The sequence below is a fragment of the Kitasatospora sp. NPDC058048 genome, from assembly GCF_042885555.1.
Taxonomy (GTDB): domain Bacteria; phylum Actinomycetota; class Actinomycetes; order Streptomycetales; family Streptomycetaceae; genus Kitasatospora; species Kitasatospora lactacystinica.
In genome coordinates this window covers 66,837-87,456 of the sequence record NZ_JBHVRT010000001.1, presented here as the reverse complement: position 1 = coordinate 87,456, position 20,620 = coordinate 66,837, and the positions used below count along the sequence as shown (strand labels likewise).

General features: G+C 74.9%; 12 protein-coding genes. 8 read left to right on the top strand and 4 right to left on the bottom strand.

From position 1 onward, the window contains the following. Nucleotides 1-269: 269 nt before the first annotated feature. Nucleotides 270-1,397 carry an NADH:flavin oxidoreductase gene (locus tag ACFVVA_RS00360; protein WP_380549655.1) on the bottom strand — a complete coding sequence of 376 codons (1,128 nt, stop codon included), beginning with the start codon at nt 1,395-1,397 and terminating at the stop codon, nt 270-272. Between the two features lie 305 nt (nt 1,398-1,702). Between ACFVVA_RS00360 and ACFVVA_RS00355 the strand changes: the two genes are divergently transcribed. Continuing rightward, nucleotides 1,703-3,325, top strand: coding sequence for an alpha/beta hydrolase (locus tag ACFVVA_RS00355; RefSeq protein ID WP_387684191.1), 1,623 nt, complete (start codon nt 1,703-1,705; stop codon nt 3,323-3,325). A 92-nt stretch (nt 3,326-3,417) separates the two neighbouring features. Here the strand turns inward: ACFVVA_RS00355 and ACFVVA_RS00350 are convergent, their stop codons facing one another. Both ACFVVA_RS00350 and ACFVVA_RS00345 read right to left on the bottom strand, forming a co-directional pair. Next, a complete protein-coding gene (locus ACFVVA_RS00350; RefSeq protein ID WP_387684189.1) occupies nt 3,418-6,705 on the bottom strand; it encodes a BTAD domain-containing putative transcriptional regulator in 3,288 nt (1,095 codons plus the stop codon). A 156-nt stretch (nt 6,706-6,861) separates the two neighbouring features. Beyond that, on the bottom strand, nt 6,862-7,776 hold the full coding sequence (locus ACFVVA_RS00345; protein ID WP_387684187.1) for a hypothetical protein: 915 nt from the start codon (nt 7,774-7,776) through the stop codon (nt 6,862-6,864). A gap of 265 nt (nt 7,777-8,041) precedes the next feature. On the opposite strand from ACFVVA_RS00345, the gene ACFVVA_RS00340 reads away from it, so the two are divergent. The 7 genes from ACFVVA_RS00340 (at nt 8,042) to ACFVVA_RS00310 (ending at nt 16,889) form a co-directional block, all read left to right on the top strand. Next, a complete protein-coding gene (locus ACFVVA_RS00340; protein ID WP_387684185.1) occupies nt 8,042-9,241 on the top strand; it encodes an FAD/NAD(P)-binding oxidoreductase in 1,200 nt (399 codons plus the stop codon). A gap of 223 nt (nt 9,242-9,464) precedes the next feature. Continuing rightward, nucleotides 9,465-10,901: a rhodanese-like domain-containing protein gene (locus ACFVVA_RS00335; protein ID WP_387684183.1), complete on the top strand. Its 1,437-nt coding sequence runs from the start codon at nt 9,465-9,467 to the stop codon at nt 10,899-10,901. Further along, on the top strand, nt 10,898-11,773 hold the full coding sequence (locus tag ACFVVA_RS00330; RefSeq protein ID WP_387684181.1) for a TSUP family transporter: 876 nt from the start codon (nt 10,898-10,900) through the stop codon (nt 11,771-11,773). Before ACFVVA_RS00335 ends, ACFVVA_RS00330 begins: the two co-directional genes overlap by 4 nt. 138 nt (nt 11,774-11,911) lie before the next feature. Continuing rightward, nucleotides 11,912-12,748: a GntR family transcriptional regulator gene (locus ACFVVA_RS00325; protein ID WP_387684179.1), complete on the top strand. Its 837-nt coding sequence runs from the start codon at nt 11,912-11,914 to the stop codon at nt 12,746-12,748. Between the two features lie 188 nt (nt 12,749-12,936). Continuing rightward, the gene (locus ACFVVA_RS00320) at nt 12,937-14,034 is read left to right on the top strand and encodes a hypothetical protein (RefSeq protein ID WP_387684177.1); all 1,098 of its coding nucleotides are present in this window, start codon (nt 12,937-12,939) and stop codon (nt 14,032-14,034) included. Continuing rightward, nucleotides 14,021-16,123 carry a hypothetical protein gene (locus ACFVVA_RS00315; protein WP_387684175.1) on the top strand — a complete coding sequence of 701 codons (2,103 nt, stop codon included), beginning with the start codon at nt 14,021-14,023 and terminating at the stop codon, nt 16,121-16,123. The genes ACFVVA_RS00320 and ACFVVA_RS00315 overlap by 14 nt, the downstream gene beginning before the upstream one ends. Nucleotides 16,124-16,358: 235 nt before the next feature. Continuing rightward, nucleotides 16,359-16,889: a hypothetical protein gene (locus ACFVVA_RS00310; protein WP_387684173.1), complete on the top strand. Its 531-nt coding sequence runs from the start codon at nt 16,359-16,361 to the stop codon at nt 16,887-16,889. Here the strand turns inward: ACFVVA_RS00310 and ACFVVA_RS00305 are convergent. Continuing rightward, nucleotides 16,849-20,619 (bottom strand): hypothetical protein, encoded by a 3,771-nt coding sequence (locus ACFVVA_RS00305; protein ID WP_387684172.1) that lies wholly within the window; start codon nt 20,617-20,619, stop codon nt 16,849-16,851. The two genes, ACFVVA_RS00310 and ACFVVA_RS00305, sit on opposite strands and share 41 nt — an antisense overlap. Nucleotide 20,620 lies beyond the last annotated feature (1 nt).

Below are 20,620 nucleotides of genomic sequence, written 5' to 3'. Positions count from 1 at the left end.
CTGGCCGGGGTCCCGTTGCCGGGACCTTGACACATCCTCCCCGGTTCCCCGACGGGCGACCGCACGTCCGGGTAGGGTGGCCCGTTTGCCCGGGGGCGCGGCGCGGGGGGCGCGGTGCGGAGGGTCGTGACGGAGGCGCGCCGACGCGAGGGCCGGCCCGCCGACTCGGCTGCCGGGCAGTCGGGTTGGGGAGCAGTGGGCCCGGGGTCGGGCCCGGCCCGCCGGACCCGGCCGCACGCGCGGTGCGGCCGGCCCCTCGGGCGCGGTGGTCAGCTCAGGGTGCGGATCGCGGCGGCGTCGTAGGGGCGCAGGTCGTCGAAGCGGCCGGAGAGGACCTTGGCGGCCCACTGCGGGTCCTGGAGCAGGGCGCGGCCGACGGCGACCAGGTCGAACTCGTCGCGCTCCAGCCGGTCGAGCAGGTTGTCGATGCCCCGGACCGGGGAGCCCTCGCCCGCGAACGCGCGGACGAAGTCGCCGTCGAGGCCGACCGAGCCGACGGTGATGGCGGGGCGGCCGGTGAGCTTCCTGGTCCAGCCGGCGAGGTTGAGGTCCGAGTCCTCGAACTCGGGGACCCAGTAGCGGCGGGTCGAGGCGTGGAAGGCGTCGACGCCGGCCGCGGCGAGCGGGGCGAGGATCGCCTCCAGCTCCTGGGGCGTCTCGGCGAGACGGGCCTCGTAGTTCTCCGACTTCCACTGCGAGTAGCGGAAGATCACCGGGAACTCCGGGGAGACGGCCTCGCGCACCGCGGCGACGAGCTCGGCCGTGAACGCCGTCCGGGCGACCGCGTCGCCCCCGTAGGCGTCGGTGCGGCGGTTGGTGCCCGCCCACAGGAACTGGTCGAGCAGGTAGCCGTGCGCGCCGTGCAGTTCCACGCCGTCGAAGCCGATCCGCTCGGCGGCCGCGGCGGCCTCGGCGAACGCGCCGATGACGGCGTCCAGGTCGGCCCGGGTCATCGCCCGCCCGGTTCCCTCGGTCCCGTCCAGCCGGATCCCGGACGGGCCGACGGCGGGGGCGTCCGCGAACGGCGGGTCGCCCTGCTTGCGCACCATGCCGATGTGCCAGAGCTGCGGCACGATGGTGCCGCCCGCCGCGTGGACGTCCTCGGCGACGCGGGCCCACCCGGCCAGCTGCTCCTCGCCGTGGAAGCGCGGGATGTCGTCGCTCTGGCCGGCCGACTCGTGGCCGACGTACGTGCCCTCGGTGACGATCAGGCCCACGCCGGCGGCGGCACGGCGGGCGTAGTACGAGCGCACGTCCTCGCCGGGTACGCCGCCAGGGGAGAACCTGCGCGTCATCGGCGCCATCGCGATGCGGTTGGGCACGGTCAGCCCGTTGATCGTGACGGGCCGGGACAGGATCCCGGCCGCGCGGGAGGCCGGGTTCTCGGTGACGGTCATGGGATTCCTCGCGGTAGCGGCAGCGATGGCGTGCGCCGGGGCGGAAGCGGTCGCCCGTGCCAACCACCCCGGCGGCCCCCGCATTTCGCCGACCCCGCCCGACCCGCTGTGATCCGCGCCACTGCGCGCCGCCCGCGGCGGGGCCGTGCCCCCCCCGGGGACGGGTGAGCCGCAGGCCGGCCGGGGAGGCTGCCAGCGGTCTGCCAGGGGTCTGCCAGCGAGGTGCGGAACGGTGGGACGCGTCGGGAGGAGCGCCGAGACCGAGGGGCGCGCGACTGCCCGGCCACGGACGAAAGGACTCCCGCATGACTCGCACATCCCGTCCCACCGGCCCCGTCGAGGGCCGCCGCCGGCCGAGGGCGTCCCGCACGGCGGGGCACCGCGTGGCGACCGCCTGGCGTCTGGGCGCGGGCGCGGTGGCCGCCGCCCTGCTGGCCGCGACGGCCCCCACACCCGCTGCCGCCGCCGCGGACACCGCCCCGGTGCCGCGGCTCGACTGGGCGAGCTGCGGGGACGGCTTCGAGTGCGCGAGCGCCCGCGTTCCGCTCGACCACCACGACCCGCGCGGGGCGGGCCTGGACCTCTCCGTCGTCCGGCACCCGGCGAGCGACCCGGCCCACCGGATCGGCTCGCTGTTCTACAACCCCGGCGGCCCGGCCGTGCCCGGCACCGCGGCCCTGCCCGCGATGCTCGGCCTCTTCCCCGAGGAGGTCCGCGCGCGCTTCGACATCATCGGCTTCGACCCGCGGGGCACCGGCGGCAGCGCCGGCGTCCAGTGCTTCGAGAACCCGGCGGACGAGCAGGCCCTGCTGGCCGGCACCGCGGCCGGCCACCCCGAGGACACCGTCCAGCAGCGGGCGTGGACCGACGCCTACCGGAGCCTCGGCCGGCAGTGCGGGGCCCGTGAGGCCGCCCTGCTGTCCCACATCTCCACCGCGAACGTCGCCCGGGACATGGACCTGCTGCGCCGCGCGGTCGGCGACCGGCAGCTCAGCTACCTGGGCACCTCGTACGGCAGCTACCTGGGCGCCACCTACGCCAACCTGTTCCCCGGCCGGGTCCGCGCCATGGTCCTGGACAGCGCCATGGACCCGGTGGCCTGGTCCACCGGCCGGGACGGGCAGGCCGCGACCGAAGGCACCCTCCTGCGCAACGGCAACGACCTGGCCGCCGGCCGGATCCTCGACGCCTTCCTCGACCGGTGCGGTCAGGTCGGCCCGCAGGCGTGCGCCTTCTCCGCCGGGACGCCCACCGCCACGCGTGCCCGGTTCGCCGAGCTGCTCCAGCGGCTGCGGACCCGGCCGGTCGCCGTCCCCGGCACGACCTTCACCGCCGGTTCGGCCCTGGAGACGACGGTCCTCTCGCTCTACGCGGCGAACCCCGTCCCCGGCCTGCCCGGCACGGGCTGGTCCCGGCTCGGCGGCACGCTCCAGGCCCTGTGGACCGCCACCGAGGCACCCGCCGCGCCGCTGCCGCCCGTCTCCCACGCGTCCCCCGACCAGGCGCTCGCGGTGATGTGCTCGGACAGCGCCAACCCGCCGGCCGGTGCCGACTACCCGGCCCAGGCGGCATTCGCCCGCTCCCGGTCCGGCGAGGTCGGCCCGTACTTCGCCTGGGCCGCGGAGCGCTGCGCCGACTGGCCCGTCCGGGACCGCGACCGCTACGACGGCCCGTGGAAGCACCGGACCGCCCGGCCGATCCTGGTCGTCGCCAACACCGGGGACCCGGGCATGCCGTACGAGGGGTCCCGCGCCATGGCCCGGTCGCTCGCCCGCGCCGAACTGCTGACCGTCGACGGCTACGGCCACACGGTCCTGGCCAACCCCAGCGGCTGCGCGGCCGGGTACGAGACGCGCTACCTGATCGACGGCGTGCTCCCGGCGCGCGGGACGGTCTGCGCACCTGACCGGCAGCCCTTCGCGGGCTGAGCCGACCGGTCCGCCGTGCGGGCCGTGCGGGCCGTCGGGCGTTCCCCCGCCGACCGTCGGGCGTTCCCCCGCCGACCGTCCTGGCGGAACCGTCAGCCTGCCTCCCGGGCCAGCGACTCCGGTCGCGACAGCGCCCGGCCGCGCTCCCAGGCGCTGCGGAAGCCGTCCTCACCGAGCGCCTCGGCGCAGCCGTCCAGGACGGCGCGCAGCTCCGGGTCGCCCGCGTCATGGGCTCCGCGCAGCGCGTACGCCGCGCCCAGTGCGGCCGCGCCCCGGGTCGGCTCGCCCTGGGCCAGGCAGTACTCGGCGAAGCCCTCCAGCACGTCGGCGCGGACCGGCCGGTCACCGCTGTCCGCGGCCAGCTCCAGCGCCCGGCGGTGCAGCGGGCCGGCCTGCTCGGGCGTGCGGAGGCGAAGCCGGATGCGGCCCAGGCTGGTGTGCAGCAGGGCGAGCAGGTGCCGCCGGGTGGGAGCCGCGGCGTCGGCCGGGGAGAGGCGCTCCAGCCTCCGTACCGTCTCCTGCTGGTCGCGCAGCGCCGCCGTCAAGTCGCCGGTCCTTCTGGCGAGTTCACCGAGTGCGTAGCGGGCCGCGGCCTGGAGGTGGGGGTCCCGCGCCCGAACCGCGGCGGCCAGCGCGCGGTCCAGGTCGGCCCGGGCCGCGTCCGGCTCGCCGTTGCGGGTCCGCAGCCGGCCGGACAGCAGCAGCGGCAGCGGGGCATCGCCGGCGCCGCCCATCCGGGCGTCGCAGTCGCGGGCCTGGAGGAGCGCGGTCAGCGCCTCGTCGGCCGCGCCGGTGACGGACAGCAGCGCGGCCAGCGTGACCAGGGCCATCGCCAGGCCCCAGCGGTCACCGAGCGCCCGGAAGCCGTCCACCGCGGTCCGCAGACCGTGTTCGGCCTCCGCGATCCGGCCGGCGCCCAGCTCGATGCGGCCGAGCGCCAGATGGGCGCCGGCCCGGACCCAGGCGTCGGGATGCCCGAGGAACCGCTCCGCCGCCGCGCTCGTGGCCCCGGGCGGCCCGCCCAGGGCCAGCAGGAGCGCCGCCCCGAGCGCGACCGGGTGGTCGGCCTCCAGCGCCGTGACCAGCGCCTGCCCCATCGCCTCGGCCGGGACCGCCGTCCCGTCCGGATCCCGCAGTGGCGCGGTGAGCCCGGAGAGGATCACGCACAGCGCGTGCGCCTGCTCCAGGCCGGGCGGCGGGGTGCGGCCGTGAGCCGCGAGGACGGCCGTCGTCCACTCACCGGCCTCGTGTCCCTGACCGCGCATCAGCCACGGCCAGACCCGGGCGGCCGCCAACCGCAGCGCGTGCTCCGGCGGGCCGACGGCGACCGCCCGGCGCAGCGCCGCGTCCAGGTTGAGGTGCTCGGCGTCCAGTCGGGCCAGCCGGTTCAGCTGGTCGTGCGTGCGCAACCGGGGTTCGGCGGTCTCGGCGAGGGCGAGGTAGCGGCCCAGGTGCTCGGCGCCGGTCCGGTCCGCCTCCCCGGCCGCGACGAGCTGTTCGGCGGCGTACTCGCGAATGGTCTCCAGCAGCCGGAACCGCAGCGGCCCGCCGCCCCGTCCGGTGGTCACCACCAGGGATTTCTCGACCAGGGACGCCAGCAGGTCCTCCACGGCCACCACGTCCGGTGCCGGACCGCCCGGCCAACGGCCGGAGCAGACCCGGTGGGCGTCGGACAGGAGCGCCCCGCCGGCGAACACCGACAGCCGCCGCAGCAGGACGCGTTCGTCCTCGTCGAGCAGGTCCCAGCTCCAGCCGATGACGGCGCGCAGCGTGCGATGCCGGCCGGGGGCGGTGCGGGGGCCCCGGTCCAGCAGCCGGAGCCGGTCGTGCAGCCGCGCCGCGAGGTGCCCGGGGCCGAGGGAGCGCAGTCGTGCCGCCGCCAGCTCCAGGGCGAGCGGGAGGCCGTCCAGTTCCCGGCAGATCCGGACGACGGGCTCGACGGTGTGCCGGTCGAGGGTGAAGTCAGGGGCCGCCGCGGCGGCCCGTTCGGCGAACAGGGCGACGGCGGGGTGGGCGAGTGCCTCCTCCGCGGTGGTGCCCGGCGGGGGGACGGCGAGCGGGGGTACCGGCCAGAGGGTCTCGCCGGTCAGCCCGAGCGGTTCCCGGCTGGTGGCCAGCACGGTGAGGTCCGGTACGGCGGTCAGCAGTCGGTGGGCCAGCCGGGCCGCGGCCTCGGCCACGTGTTCGCAGTTGTCCAGGACGAGCAGGGTCTCGCGGCCCTCCAACGCGCGGACGATGTGGTCGACCGGATCGCCGGCCGGGGTGCCTGCGGGCAGTCCGTCCGCCGGCACTCCGGAGTCCTGCGGCGGACGGACCGCCGTCAGGACGGCCCGGGCCACCGCGTCGGGGGCGCTGGCGTCGGGGGCGTTGACGCCGGGGGTGCTGACATCGGCCAGTTCCGCCAGCCGTACGTCGGTTCCGACAGGAGCGGCGGCCGCGGCCGCGACCGCCAGCCGGGTCTTGCCGACGCCGCCCGGCCCGGTGAGCGTCACCAGGCGCGAGCGGCCGAGCCGGTCCCGGACCGCCGTCACCGCGTCGTCGCGGCCGATCAGGCCGGTCAGCCAGGTGGGCAGCGCGGCGCGTCCGGCCGGGCTGCCGACGGGCGCCGGGGCAGGTCCTGACCTCGGCGGCTCGGCGCCGGACAGCACCCGCAGGTGGACGTCCCGCAGTTCGGCGGACGGGTCGGCGCCCAGTTCCCCGGCCAGCGCCCGCCGGGTGCGCTCGAACACCTCCAGCGCCGCGGCCTGCTGCCCGTTCGTCTCCAGCGCGCGCATCAGACGGGCCGCGGCCCGCTCGCGCAGCGGGTTCGCCGCGCAGAGTTCGGTGAGCTCCGCGACCAGTCCCGGTACCCGGTCGGCCGCGCCGAGCGCGAGGACCGCGTCCGCGTGGTCCTCGGCCGCCGACAGCCGCAGTTCGGCCAGCCGGGCCGCCGGTGCGGCGGCGAATCCGGCGCCCTCGGCGTCCGTGAACGGTGCCCCGCGCCACAGCTTCACCGCCTCGCCCAGCACGGCGGCCGCCTCGGCGAACCCGCCCGCTGCCAGCGCCGCCCGCCCGGCCGTCACGCGCTGCTCGAAGTCCCAGGCGTCCACGCTCGCCCGGGGCAGGTCGAGCAGGTACCCGGCGGGATGCGAGCCGATCACCGTCCGGTCCGCCCCCAGCGCCCGGCGGAGCCGGGAGACCAGGGACTGCACGGCGCCGGCGGGCTCGTCCGGTGGCGTGTCCCCCCAGAGGTCGTCGACCAGCCGCTCGCGGGTGACCACCCGCCCGGGATCGAGGGCCAGTCGGACCAGCAGCAGCCGCAGCCGGGCCCCGCCGACCTCGACGGTGCGCCCGTCCGCTCCTCGTACGACCTGGAGAGGCCCCAGAACCTTGATCCGCATGCCGCCCGTCCTCGCTCGGCCCCGCCCGACAAACAAGATCATTATCCTGGGGCCGGAGGTAGGTCGGGTCCCGGGTCCCGGGGCAGGTCGGGCCCGGGGGCGAGTTCGGCCGGGGCCGACCGGGGACCGCCGGCGAGCCGTGCAGGCGCCACTCGGCTACAGGCGGACGCGGGGCTGGCCGAGGACGTAGCTGCGCAGGTCGATGTCCTCGGGCAGGGCGGGCGCGGTGCCGGGGAGGGCGACGGCGCCGACCGCGACGACGAACGTCCTGGTCACGGCGTCGCTCCCCTTCTTGGTCCGCGGGGCCTGGAAGAGCAGGTAGCGGGCCAGCAGGTAGTCCTCGGTGGTGAGGCGGGGGCGGGCCAGGAGGTCCAGGGCGGCGGCGTGCAGGACGGCGCCGTCCCGGGGCGCGGGGGTGGCGGTGTAGATCGGCGTGCCGCCGCTCTCGATCCAGGAGGTGTCCAGGCCCCGGGCCGCGTACCGGGCGACGAGTTCGGCGTCGGTGCGGCGGGCGGCGTCGCCCCGCAGGAGGCGGTTGCCGGCGATCCGCCGTCCGTCCGGCAGGAGCACCCGGTTCTGGAGGATGTCGCCCGTGACGCCCTCGGCTGCGAAGCGCTGCTCGGCGAGACGGCCGTAGCGGAGCATGGCTTCCCAGGCCGGTGTCGCGCGGCCGCCGGTGAAGGTGCGGGTGGTCCGGTTCCATCGAGCGCCCTCGCGAAGACGGCCGACCTCGCCGAGGCGGTCGTAGTTGGTGTCGCCCTCCCGGATCGGCGTTCGGAAACGCTCCGGGTTGAAGGCGGTGCCGGCGATGCCGGGAGGCGGGCCCATCGTGACGGCGAGGCGGTAGCGCCAGTCGACCAGCCGCGCGTGGACGGTGGCCAGCGCGGCGGCCCGGGCGGGCCGGTCCGCGGCGCTCTCCCACATCCGGGCCAGCCGGCCGGCTGCTTCGGTGGCGGCATCCGCCTGCTCGGTGGCGAAGGCGCGGGCCGCGGCCTGTCCGGCGGGGTCGGCGAAGCGCAGGGCGAGCGGGCTGGTGGGGAAGTCGCCGGGGGTGATCCGTGCGGTGGGCACGGCTCTCTCCTGGACGCTCCGCTTGTCACCCGGCAACGACGACCTCCAAGTCGGGCCCGACCATGGCCCGTTCATCGTGTCATCACGCTCTGCCGGGTGTCGGGGAATCCGCGCAAGTCCCGTTCGGCACATCGGCCGGACGCCGCCCGGGGCGGTCGATCAGGGCGGCGCCATGCCCTGGAGGCAAATGTACGGACAATGGCTTGCGGCCCATGGCGGGTCCGACCTAGCTTAATGTCCGTACATTTCGCCAGGGAGGGTCCACTTGATAACCAGGCATCACCGGATCGTGATCATCGGCGGCGGGACCGCGGGGATCTCGGTAGCGGCCCGGCTGCGCCGCGCCGGCCAGCGGGACGTCGCGGTGCTCGATCCGAGCGGTCATCACTACTACCAGCCGCTGTGGACGTTGGTCGGCGGAGGCCGGGCGCCGCTGGCGGAGAGCATCCGGCCCCAGGCGTCCGTCATGCCGAAGGGCGTGCAGTGGATACGCCGCGCCGCGGTCGCCGTCGACCCCGAGGCCCGGGAGGTGACGCTGGACGACGGCGGCACGGTCTCCTACGACCACCTCGTCGTCTGCCCCGGCATCCAGCTGGACTGGGACCGGATACCGGGCCTGGAGGCCGGGCTCGGCCAGGACGGACTGTCCAGCAACTACCTGCCGCAGCACGCCCCCGCGACCTGGCGCTTCATCCGCGGGACCCGCTCCGGCAGCGCGGTGTTCAGCATGCCCGCGGGAGCCATCAAGTGCGGCGGCGCCCCGCAGAAGATCGCCTACCTGGCAGCCGACCACTGGCGCAGGGAAGGCGTGCTCGGCCGGATCGACGTCCACCTGGTGATTCCCGGCACCGCCATCTTCGGCGTCCCCGAGTTCGCCCGCGTTCTCGAAGGCGTGGTGCGCCGGTACGGCATCAAGGTCCATTACGGGAGCGAGGTCACCGAGGTGCGCCCGGAGGCCCGCGAGGTCGTCGTCACCGATCTGGGGACCGGGGGCAGGACGACCCTGCCGTACGACGTCGCCCACCTGGTGCCGCCGCAGAGCGCCCCGGACTGGATCAAGCGCGGCCCGCTCGCCGGTGCGGACGACCCGGCCGGCTACGTCGAGATCGACAAGTACACCATGCGGCACGTCCGTTACCCCAACGTGTGGGCGCTCGGTGACGCCGGATCCTCCCCGAACTCCAAGACCGGCGCCGCGGTGCGCAAGCAGGCCCCGGTGCTCGTCGAGAACCTCCTCGCCACCCTCGACGGCCGGGAGCCCGAGGCCGCGTACGACGGCTACGCCTCCTGCCCGCTGACCACCGCCCGCAACAAGATGCTGCTCGCCGAGTTCGACTACAGCGGGCGGCCCGCCCCGTCGATCCCGGTGATCGACACCGTCCGCGAGCGGACCGACATGTGGTACCTCAAGCGGCGCGGGCTGCCCTTCCTCTACTGGAACCTCATGCTCCGCGGGCTTGCCTGACCCTCGCGGTCACGCACCCCCGGGCGCCCGCGCGCCCCGGATCTCCCGTACGGCCCACCACTCGGGCCTCCCGCCGTCGCGGCCCTTCGCGCGCCCGCGGCGTGCCGCCGGGTGACATCCCGCCCGCGCCCGCATCCGCCCGCCCGTACTCACACCCGCCCGTACCCACGCCCCGCCCTCAAGGCCGCGGGGCGCAACCACCCTCCACCCTCAGGAGCCCCGGATGACGACGCCCGCCGGATCACTGGTCTTCGTGCAGTTCTACCTCGACTGTCTCTCCCATGCCTCGTACCTCGTCGGTGACCGCACCACCGGCCGGGCCGTCGTGGTCGACCCCCAGCGCGACGTCCGCGAGTACCTCGCCACCGCCGAACAGCACGGACTGACCATCGAGCGGGTCATCGAGACCCACATCCACGCGGACTTCCTCTCCGGCCACCTGGAACTCGCCGAGCGCACCGGCGCGCGCATCTCCTACGGCTCCGCCGCCGTGCTGGACTTCGACACCGACCCCCTGGGCGACGGCGAGCGGCTCGGCCTCGGCGAGGTCGAGCTGGAGATCCTGCACACCCCGGGCCACACCCCCGAGTCGATCTGCGTCGTCGTGCGCGAACACGCCGGTGACGCCGTCCCGTTCGGTGTGCTCACCGGCGACACGCTGTTCATCGGCGACGTCGGCCGCCCCGACCTGCTCAGTTCGCGCGGCCGGTCCGCCGAGGAGATGGCCCGCCTGCTGTACCGCTCCACCCGGGCCCTGCTGACCCTCCCCGACGACACGCGCGTCCACCCGGCGCACGGCGCCGGCTCGGCCTGCGGCAAGAACCTCTCCGCCGAGCTGAGCTGCACGATCGGCAACCAGCGCCGCGGCAACTACGCCCTGGCCGACATGACCGAGGACGAGTTCGTCGCGGTGGTGACCGCCGGCCAGCCCGCCGCGCCCGCCTACTTCGCGTTCACTTCGGTGCGCAACCGCCAGGCCCGTCCGGTCCTGGATGAGGACACCCCCGTCCCGCCGCTCACCCCGGAGGCGTTCCTCCGGGCCCGGGCGGGCGGCGCCACCGTGCTGGACACCCGGGATCCGGAGGCGTTCGCCGCCGCCCACCTGCACGGCGCGGTCAACATCCCGCTCGGCGGCCGGTTCGCCGAACTCGCCGGCCAGGTGCTCGACGCCCAGGACGCCGTCATCCTGTGCGGCGACCCGGACACGGCGACCGAGGCCCGGACCCGCCTGGCCCGGATCGGCTTCGACCGCGTCCTGGGCGCCCTGGGCACCGCCGTCGAGGCGATCGATGCCGCGCACCTGACCTCGGTCGCGCGCGTGGACGCCGACGACCTCGCCCGCGACCTCGCCGGCCAACTCGTCGAGGGCGAAGCCGACTTCACGCTGCTGGACGTACGCGGCCCGGGCGAGACACAGGACATGGGCACCCTCCCCGGCGCCCGGCTCCTCCCGTTGCCCGAACTGCTCGCCCGCCTGGGCGAACTGCCGACCGATCGGCCGCTGACCGTCATCTGCGCGGGCGGCAACCGCTCCTCGGTGGCCGCGTCCGTGCTGCGCGCCCGCGGCTTCGAGGCCGTCGACCTGCGCGGCGGCTTCGCCGCCTGGCACGGCGAGGTCGTGCGCCCCGCCGACCGGGCCGCGGACGGCGTCACGGCGTGAGCGTCCTGATCACCGCTCTGCTCTGTGGAGCCGTGGTCGGCGTGGCCCTCGGCGCGCTGGGCGGCGGCGGGGGAGTGCTCGCGGTCCCGGCCCTGGTGTACCTGCTGGGCCTGTCGCCCTCCGACGCCGGGACCACCAGCCTGGTCATCGTCACCGCCACCTCCGTCACCGCGCTCGCCCGCCACGCCGGCACCGGCGCCGTCCAGTGGCGCACCGGCGCACTGTTCGCCGCGGCCGGGGTGCTCCCCGCCATCGGGGCGTCCATGCTCGCCCACCGCATCCCGCAGCCGGTGCTGACCTCCGCGTTCGCCGTCCTGGCCGCGCTGGCTGCCGCGGTGATGCTGCGCGGCGCCCGAGGTGGCGCCCGAGGCGGCACCCGAACCGCGCGGAACGTGCCGGCCGGGGAGACCGCGGAAGGCGGGGAAGGCGGGGGCACCGCGGAAGGCGGGAAGGCCGGGGACGGCGGCGATGCCGTCGCTGCGTCCGCGAAACCGGCCGGCCGGGACGGGCACCTGGGCACGGTCGCGGCCGGCGCGGGCCTCGGGGCGGTGACCGGCCTGCTGGGAGTCGGCGGCGGCTTCCTCGCGGTGCCCGCGCTGGTGTCGGTGCTCCGGCTGCCGATGCGCAAGGCCGTCGGTACCAGCCTGGTCGTCATCGTCGTCAACTCGGTGGTCTCCCTCGGCACCCGCCTGACGGTCACGGACATCTCCGTCGACCCGGCGGTCTTCGGGCCGTTCGTGGGCGCCGCCGTCCTCGGCGCCTGGGACGGCAAGCGGCTGGCGGCCAAACTCTCCGGCGCGGCACTGCAGCGGGCCTTCGCCGTCCTCCTGCTCGCGGTGGCCGCCTTCATGCTGATCGCAGCCCTCGCCTGACGGCTTCCGCGTGAGCGCGGCGACCGCTGCCCGGACACCTTGGGTCCGGGCGGCGGTCGCCCCCGCCGGTCGCCACCCGGCCATGCCCGGCAGGCACCGATTTTGTGCTGTCCCCCCGAAGGTACGTACATTCACCTCGTGTCCCGCACCACCCACCCGACCCCTGACTCCCAGGAGGGCGCCGTGACCTCCGCGCCCGGTCCCGGCCCCGGTCCCCGGCCCCTCACCCGGGCCGCGGGCAGTCCGCTCTGGGCGCAGCTGCGCGCCGACCTGCTGCGCCGGCTCGACGAGGGCGAGTTCCACGACGTCTTCCCCGGCGAGCACGACCTCGTCGCCGAGTACCGGGTCAGCCGGCACACGGTGCGCGAGGCCCTGCGCAAGCTCCGCGAGGAGGGCCTGGTCACCGCTCAGCGCGGCAGGGCCTCGCGGTTCACCGCGAGCCGCCCCCTGGAGCAGGACATCGGTGAGGCGTACAGCCTGTTCCGCTCCGTCGAGGAGGTCGGTGCCGTCCAGCGCAGCGTCGTGCGCGCGCTCGACCGGCGCGCCGACGGCGTCATCGCCGCCCGGCTGGGACTGGAGGAGTCCACGCCGCTGGTCTACCTCGAACGTGTCCGCCTGGCGGACGAGGAACCGCTGGCCGTCGACCGGATCTGGCTCCCCGCGGACGTGGCCCACCCGCTGCTGGACGTCGACTTCACCCACACCTCGCTCTACGACGAGCTCGAACGCCACTGCGGTCGCAGCATCCGCGGCGGCTGGGAACGCATCCGCGCGGTGGTCCCCGGCCGGGGGGAGCGCATCCTGCTCGACTGCCCCGCGACCACCGCGCTGCTCGCGATCGACCGGCTCGGCCGCGACACCGACGGGCGTCCGATCGAGTGGCGGCAGACGCTCGTCCGGGCGGACCGCTTCGCCGTCGCCGCCGCGTTCACCGCGCACGACTACCGGCTGGGCGCCTCGGTCCAGACGCCCTGACGGGCCGGGCGCCCTGACGGGACCGGGCGGCCGGGCGGCCGGGTCGCCGGGTGGTGCTCGCGCCGGCCGGGACAAGGCGCGAACTTGAGATCACAGCTCCGGTTGCGTACCCCACGGCCCTGAGGGAATCTGAGAACAGCCATCGGCTGGGGCCCCGATCGGACGCGACCGAAAACGCGGAGCGCATTGTGGACGGCCAATGGGAACTCATATGCCATCACAGCTACATCGGCCAGCCCGGCATCATTTCCGACTACTCGCCGCAAGGGCACAGCCATGGCGTGGCCCACGGGATGACGGCCGGCGACTTCCATCGGGACGGTGCCGCCCCCGGCTCGGGCGCGGTAGCGCTCAACGACCTCGCATCGTTCATCGAAATCCACCCCACTGATGCCTGGGCAACCCTCGACGCGGTGAAGGTGGAGTTCCTCCTGCGTCTTGACCCCGGCCCGGACCCGCTCTGGGTCACGCTGATGAAGTGCGACTCGTTCGAGATCCTCATGACCGAGGAATGCCGACTGCAGGCCGTTTTCTCCCCGGGCGCCGCCTACCAGGTCGGCCTGGAAGTCGAGGACCCCGACCTGTTCCCGCACGAGAAGTGGACGACCCTCGGATTTCACTACGACGGCTCGGGCCGGACCCGGATCGTCATCGACGACCGGACCGTTGCCGAGAAGTTCGACGCCGCGGGCATCGGTCCGCTGAGGCCCCCGGCCCAGCCGATCATCATCGGCGGAGGGATGGGCGAAGGGTACGGTGGTGCACTCAAAGGATTGATCGATGACATCAAGGTCTGGCGTCCCGACCCGGACCGAAACATCAATCAGTTCTTCGGTCGCCCCGTCGACGGTAAAACGCTGACGTGCCTCCGTTCCTATGTCCGACGTTTCGAGGAGGCGCTCGAACGTCATCCCGACTGCGTGCAACTGCTCCAGGGCGCGGTGACGGACGGAATCGAGCGGATGCGGCGCGAAGCGTTGTCGAAGGACCCTGCGACGCGCGAACGGCTGCGGCAACTGGCCGAGGCCTACCAGTCCTCCTGGCGCGCCAACGACATCGACAGCGCCGCGTTCACGCAGATCCTGGTGGACCTGTCGACGCTGCTCCAGTCCGTCGGTGTCGTGGCCGGCCCCCAGCTCCAGCAGGTTCACGACTCCGAGTGCATGAAGATCGTCCGCAGCGAGATCGGCCTGCCGAAGTGCGACCCCGAACTCACCGCGTTGATGGCTTCCCTGTCCTCGCTCCCGGGAGATCTGCATCGAGGAGACGACAGTGACGCGTCTTGACCTCACCCACGGACAACATGTCGGCGGCGACTTCAGGCCGTTCGACCTGGCGACCGGAGCCATGCATCCGAGCCCTCAGGGGTGCGTGCTGGCCATGGTCCTCAGCGTCGGATCGGGGCAGAATCCGGCGCCCGAGCCCGCGGTGAGCGGCTTGGCGGTCGCGTGGGAAAGCGTTGTGTCGGTCGAATTCGGTGTCGCGGGCGGGCCCGGACGGCGTCTCACGTGCTACTGGGCCAAGGGAACCGGCGCCGTACCGGCCCAACCGGGGCCACTGTCCATGAACTTCTTCGACAATCCGCAACAGGTCGTCGCCTGGTCCGTCTTCGAGTACGACGAGTTCAGAGGCACCACCCGGCCGCAGGTGATCCTGCAGGCCAAGACGGCCGACGGCAGCGGAACCGACCTCGGATTGAACCTCGACCCGATCGCCGATGCCCGTGACACAACGGTCACGGCGCTCGCACTGGCGAGCGCGGTACCCTCCGTCACCGCACCCGGCTTCACGGCCATCGACGACGTGGAGATCGCGAACCAACCGGCCGGCGGTGCGGACGCCTCCCTCCACACCCACGACCGTTCCGGCCAGAACACGGCGGCCCACTGGGCGTGGAGCGGCAACACCCGGGCGGCCGCCATAGCCGTCGAGGTCAACACCAACCCGGCGGCGGTGACACCCGCACCGACACCCGCAGACCGCATACGCGCCTTCGAACCCATCCTGTTCCTCCACGAACAGGAGAAGGACGTCCCGAGCGACCCCAAGCGGTACCTGGAGCACTGTGCACTGTGGAAGGCGAGCAACCCGCACAACAAGAAGGACTCGTGGGGCGGTACCGGAGGACCCTTCCCCCGAGCACCCCTCATCGCGCGCGGAGGGATCGCCGCGACGCAGAGCGAAGCGGGGCCCGGGCAGAGCTTCCTGGGCGAACCCGGTGAGGCGTTCATCACCGAGAGTCCGAGCGAGACACGCTTCCTGCAACTGGCGGGATGGCGGGACACCGCGGGTGCGTCCGAGCCGGATGTGACGTCCGCGAGCAGTAACGAGTTCGCCGACCAGCAGGCGGTCAGGGACCGGTACGACAGCGTGGACGCACTGCGCGGGAGCCGCTTCTGGTACTGGGCCGAGCACTTCGACCTGGACGGACTCGGATCGGTGTCGTCGGAGGGCACGAAGAAGAAGAATCCCCGCCCCGACACCTCCGGTGTGTTCTCCCAACTGGAAAGACCCTTCGCCCTCTGCTACTACCTGTTCTTCCCGACCCATGAGGAAGCCCTGGGGGGAGGCTGCGACAGTGTTCTGGCGTCCCAGTTCCGCAACTTCGTCGGGGAATGGGCCTGTGTGGCCGTTCTGGCGAGCGAGGACGGCAACGGGACCGCGACTCCGAAATTCATCGGATCCACAGGACGCCGACCCGCCCCCACCGGCGGCACCCCGGACAACCCCGTGTACCCGCCGCACGCCTTCGACGACTCCCGGCACCTGGTCATGAAAGCCGCTCCATGGAGCGATGTGACGACCAATGACGGCGGCGACCATCCGCGGCTGTTCGTCGCGAAGGGGACGCACGGACTCTATCTGGAGCCCGGCCCCGAATCCGGCAGGATCGAGGTCGACCCCTACCCCGTGCCCTCGACCAACTGCGGCGGTTACAACCCGGGCACCGATACCGACTACCCGGTGGCCTGGTGGGTCAAGGTCTTCCTCATTCCCTTCGGTTTCCTGTGGGCGCTCCTGGAGGCTGCGGTCGAACCCATCCCGGATGTCGCTTTCGTGGACCCGGTGGCGCCCGACATCGTTCCCTCGGCCGGAACGACCGGAACGGTGATCCGCCCCAGGGGACTCCAGATCCCGCCCGGCCGGAACCTGACCGACTGGCAGGCGGACGACGTGACCCTGAACTCGCGTACGTACGGTTTCGTGGTCGACCGGCCGCACCAGATCTGGTGGCCCTCCCTCGACAACGTGACGGGATTTCGAGGCCTGTGGGGACAACCTGTGGACCCGGATCCGAACAACGACCGCGAAGGCATGGCATTCCCCGACTTCTGCGCGATGTTCCTGGAAGCCATCGCCAAGATACCCGGTTGACCTGCCGAGGCGTGTCCGACGACCGATCCTGTGGTCCGAGGAGGAGATCCGCCGCTCGACGCGCACCGGAGGGCCGCCGACTCCCTGTCGACGGGCGGGATCCAGTTCAACTCGCTTGACGTATGGGGGTGTTGGGGCGGTCGAGGATTGGCGGAACCGTTCTGGGCGGAGGCCCGGAACGGTAGCCTGGAGTGACCCGCCGAGTGCGGACGGCGGCACACACCGGGGAGGCGCCATGAGGAACCGGGTGCTCGTGCACGCGCTGGGCGGACTGGCCGCCGCGCTCCCGTTGGTGATCGGCGGATGCAGCAGCGCGGGCCCCGCCGCCACGCCCTCGCCGCCGGGCCCGTCGCCGGTCGCGACGACGACCGTGCCGGCGCCGGCGGGCCGGACCACGGCGTCGAGCCCCCCGGCCGGGCGGACCTGGCCGACCGATCAGAGGGCGGTCCTGATCGGCTGCGGTGGGCTGCCCGCCACCGAGCCGGCGTACGTTGTCCTCCTCTGCGGGGACGGTGGGATGTCCCTCGACCAGCTCAGCTGGGCGGGCTGGGGCGGCCCGACCGCCACCGCCACCGGGCAGTTGTGGCAGAAGCGCTGCGTGCCCAACTGCGCGCAGGGCGGCGCGGTCCCCTTCCGGGCGACGGTGACGGTCGGCGGCCTGACCGCGGGCGGCTACTCCACCCTGCACATCGACGCGCCGACGGCGCCCGACCGTTCGATCGACTTCACCGTCGACGATCAGGGGCCGCTGATCGTGCAGCGCTGACCGGGCAGGGCCGCGGCGGCGGGTCGCTCCCGGGGACGAGGAGCTTCCACCGGGCCTCGTCCAGCGCGCCGTCGGTGGTCGCGCAGATCCGCTCGACGGCCGCCGTCGCGTCGAGATCCCAGAGCCGGACGGTGGCATCGACGCCGGAGACCGCGAGGGTCCGGCCGTCGGGGCCGAAGGCGACGGAGTCCACGGACCCCACCGGGCCGGTGAGCGGCCGGCCGACGGCCACCGGGGGCTGCCGGGGGGCGAGCCGCCAGAGCCGGGCGGTGCCGTCCCCGCCGCCCACGGCGAGCAGCCGGCCGTCCGGGCCGAAGGCGACCGAGGTGGCGGCGCCCTGCGGTTCGGTCAGGGTCTCGCCCGCCGAATCGCCGCCCGCGTTGCCCGCGTTGCCCGCGCCTGCCGCGCCGTCCGCTGCTGCTGTACCGCCCGTGGCCCAGAGTCGGACGGACCCGTCCTGGTGCGCGGCCGCCAGCCTCCGCCCGTCGGGACTGAAGGCGAGGCCGTTGACGGCCGAGGCCGGACCGGTGAGCGGCGCACCGAGGGCCACGGGGCGCCGGGGGTCGGTGACGTCCCAGCGGTGGACGCCGCCGGTGGTGTCGCCGGCCGCGAGCGTGTGCCCGTCCCGGCTGAGCGCGAGGCCGGTCAGGGTGCGTGACGGCACCGCCAACGGGGGCCCGAGCGGTGCCGGCGCGAGGGGGTCGGCCACGTCCCAGAGGAACAGCCGGCCCTCGTCGCCCAGGGCCACGAGGAAACGGCCGTCGGGGCCGTAGGCCAGCGCCGAGACGGAGGTCGCCGGGCCGCCCAGCGGCCGGCCGAGCGGCACCGGCCGGCCGGGATCGGTGACGTCCGTCAGCCAGAGCGCCCCGCCGGTGCCGCCGGCGGCCGGGGAGCCGAGTGCGAGGGTGCGGCCGTCGGGGCTGAACGCCAGGGCGGAGGCGGGCTGCGGCGCGCCGGTCCGGGGGCTGCCGAGCCGGGTCGGCCGGCGGGGGTCGGCGAGGTCCCAGAGCAGGGAGTTCGAGATGCCGTTGGAGGTCGCCAGCCGGCGTCCGTCCGCGCTGAACGCGACCGGTCCGCCGCCGGGCAGCAGGGTCGGTGGCACGCTCCACAGCACGACGGCCCCGGAGTCGTCCCGGGCCGCGAGGGTGTGGCCGTCGGGCGTGAAGAACACCCGGTCGGCCGGGTAGGAGGAGACGGTCGGCAGCTCGGTGACGAGCGAGGGGTAGTACGGGTTCGACAGGTTCCACAGGCTGACGGCGCCGTTGCCGTGGGCGACGGCCAGCAGTTGCCCGCTGCCGTCGAAGGCCGCCGACCGGATCGTACTGGTCCGCCCGGACAGCGGCTGCGCGGTCAGCAGGTTGTTCGGGTGGTGCGGGTCCTGGATGTTCCAGAACTCCAGTTGGTTGTTCTCGCCGCCCGTGACGAGGAAGCCGCGCTCGGGGCTGAGCGCCAGGATCGGACCACGGACCTGGAACCGGGAGACGGGCGCCGCCGTCCCGGCCGTCCCGGCGAGGTCCCACAGCTGGACGTCGGCGCCGTCCTGGGTGGCCAGGGTCCGCCCGTCCGGGCCGAGCAGGGCCGTCTCCACCGGATACTTCGGCCGGACGGCGGGCAGGGTGAGCGGGACGGGGCGGGCCGGGTCGTCGGTGCTCCAGCCGAGGACCAGGCCTTCGCCGCCGTCGCCGCTGTCGGGGGTGCCGCCGAGGGCGAGCAGGGTCCGGCCGTCGCGGCCGAACAGCAGCCGGTTGACGGTGCCGCCCGCGACGTCCAGCGGCGGGCCGGCCGGCCGGGGGTGGGCGGGGTCGGCCACCTGCCACAGCCGCACGCCGGCGGTGCCGGTGGTGGCGAGCAGGGAGCCGTCCGGACCGAAGGCCAGGGCCGGGGCCCGGCCGCCGGACTCCGGGTCCAGCCGGCCGGCTTCGGTGGCGCGGTGCGGGTCGCGGACGTCCCAGAGCCGGAGGGCGCCGGTGGTGTCGTACGTCGCCAGGGTGTGCCCGTCGGGGGAGAGGGCCATCGCCCGGGTGCCGGACTCCGGGCCGCCGAGCCGGCTGGGGACCGGGGTGTTCTCGAAGCCGATCAGCCGCGAGGCGGTGTCGTCCGTCTGCTCGCGCCGGTGGGCGACCAGCGCGAGTTGGGCGGCGAGCGCGGGGTCGGTCGGCGCCAACTGGGCGGCCAGCGAGGAGATCTGATTGGTGACGGCGGTGGCGGCCGAGGCCCGGGCGCGGTCGCGCTGGACGAGGGCGAACCCGGCGGCGGCCGTGGCCAGGACGGCGAGCGCGGTGACGACGGCGACGGCGGCGCGGCGGTTGCGCCGGGAGCGCTGCCGCTGGCGGGCGGCGGCGGTGAGGAAGGCCCGGGCGGTGGCGGTCAGTTCGTCCGGGTGGGCGGCCGCCCAGTCGGACGCGGCCTCCAGTCGGGCTCCCCGGTACAGCGCGGACTGGTCCTGGCTCCGTTCCCATCCGGCGGCGGCCTGGTCCAGCTCCTGGCGGAGCAGTTGGCCGGGCCGGTCCCGGTCGATCCACTCGCGCAGTCGGGGCCACTCCCTGATCAGCGCCTCGTGGACGAGGGTCACGGTCTCCCGCTCCCGCAGCAGCAGTCGGCGCGCGGTGAAGGTGTCGACGACGGACCGGGCCGCGCGTTCCTCGGGAAGGCCGCGCAGCAGGTCGTCGGGCGCGACGTGGCGGCGGGTGTCCTCGGTGTCCCGGCCGATGACCACCAGCCGGAGGAAGACGGCGCGCGCGGCGGCCCGGCCCTCGGGCGCGAGGGCCGCGTACGCGGACTCGGCGGTGCGGGCGACGGCGTCGTGGATGCCGCCGGTGCGGCGGTAGGCGGCAGGGGTCAGCGCGCCGTCCTCGCGCTCCTGCCAGGTCGCCCGCAGGGCGTGGGCGAGCAGCGGCAGGGTGCCGGTCCGGTCGGGGCCGGCCAGGTCGGCGAGCAGCAGGTCGACCAGGCCGTCCCGGATCGTCAGGCCGGCTGCCGCGGCCGGGCGGCGGATCGCCTGTTCGAGCTCCTCGTCGGTCAGCGGGTCCAGCAGGACCGGGTCGGCCCGCAGCGCGTCCCGCAGCCGGTCGTCGGCCGCGCACCGGGCGTAGAAGTCGGCGCGGACGCCGAGCACGACCAGCACGTTGCGGTCCGGCGGGCGGGCCAGGAGGTCCAGCACCTCGACGAAGCGGCGCCGTTCGGCCTCGTCGGCGCCGAGGGTGAAGACCTCCTCGAACTGGTCCACGACGAGGACCAGGCCGGTGCCGCGGACGGCGTCGAACACGGCGGCCGCGTACGCGGCCGGGCCGCCGTGCGGCGGGGGAGCGCCGAGCGCGGCCGCGAGCGCGGCGGCGGGGTGGGCGGTGGGCGTCAGCAGGACCCGGCGCCACCGGGTGGAGCCGCGCGCGGGCAGTGCGCCGTCCGCGATCGCGGGCAGCACCCCGGCGGCGAGCAGCGAGGACTTGCCGGCGCCGGAGGGCCCGAGCACGACGAGCGGCCCGCCCGTGCGAAGCCGGTCGTCCAGCCGCCGGCACAGGTCGGTGACGGCCTGCTCGCGGCCGTGGAACCAGGTGGCGGAGGCCGCGTCGAAGGGTTCCAAGCCGGGGTAGGGGCATGCTTCGTCGCGCCCCCGGGGCGGTCGGACCGCGGCCTCGGCGGTCGTGAGGTGCAGGTCCCGGCCGGCGACGTAGGCGTTGCCGCCGGAAACGGTGACCTCCAGGTGCCGGGGCGGTTCCGCTTCGTCGGTCACG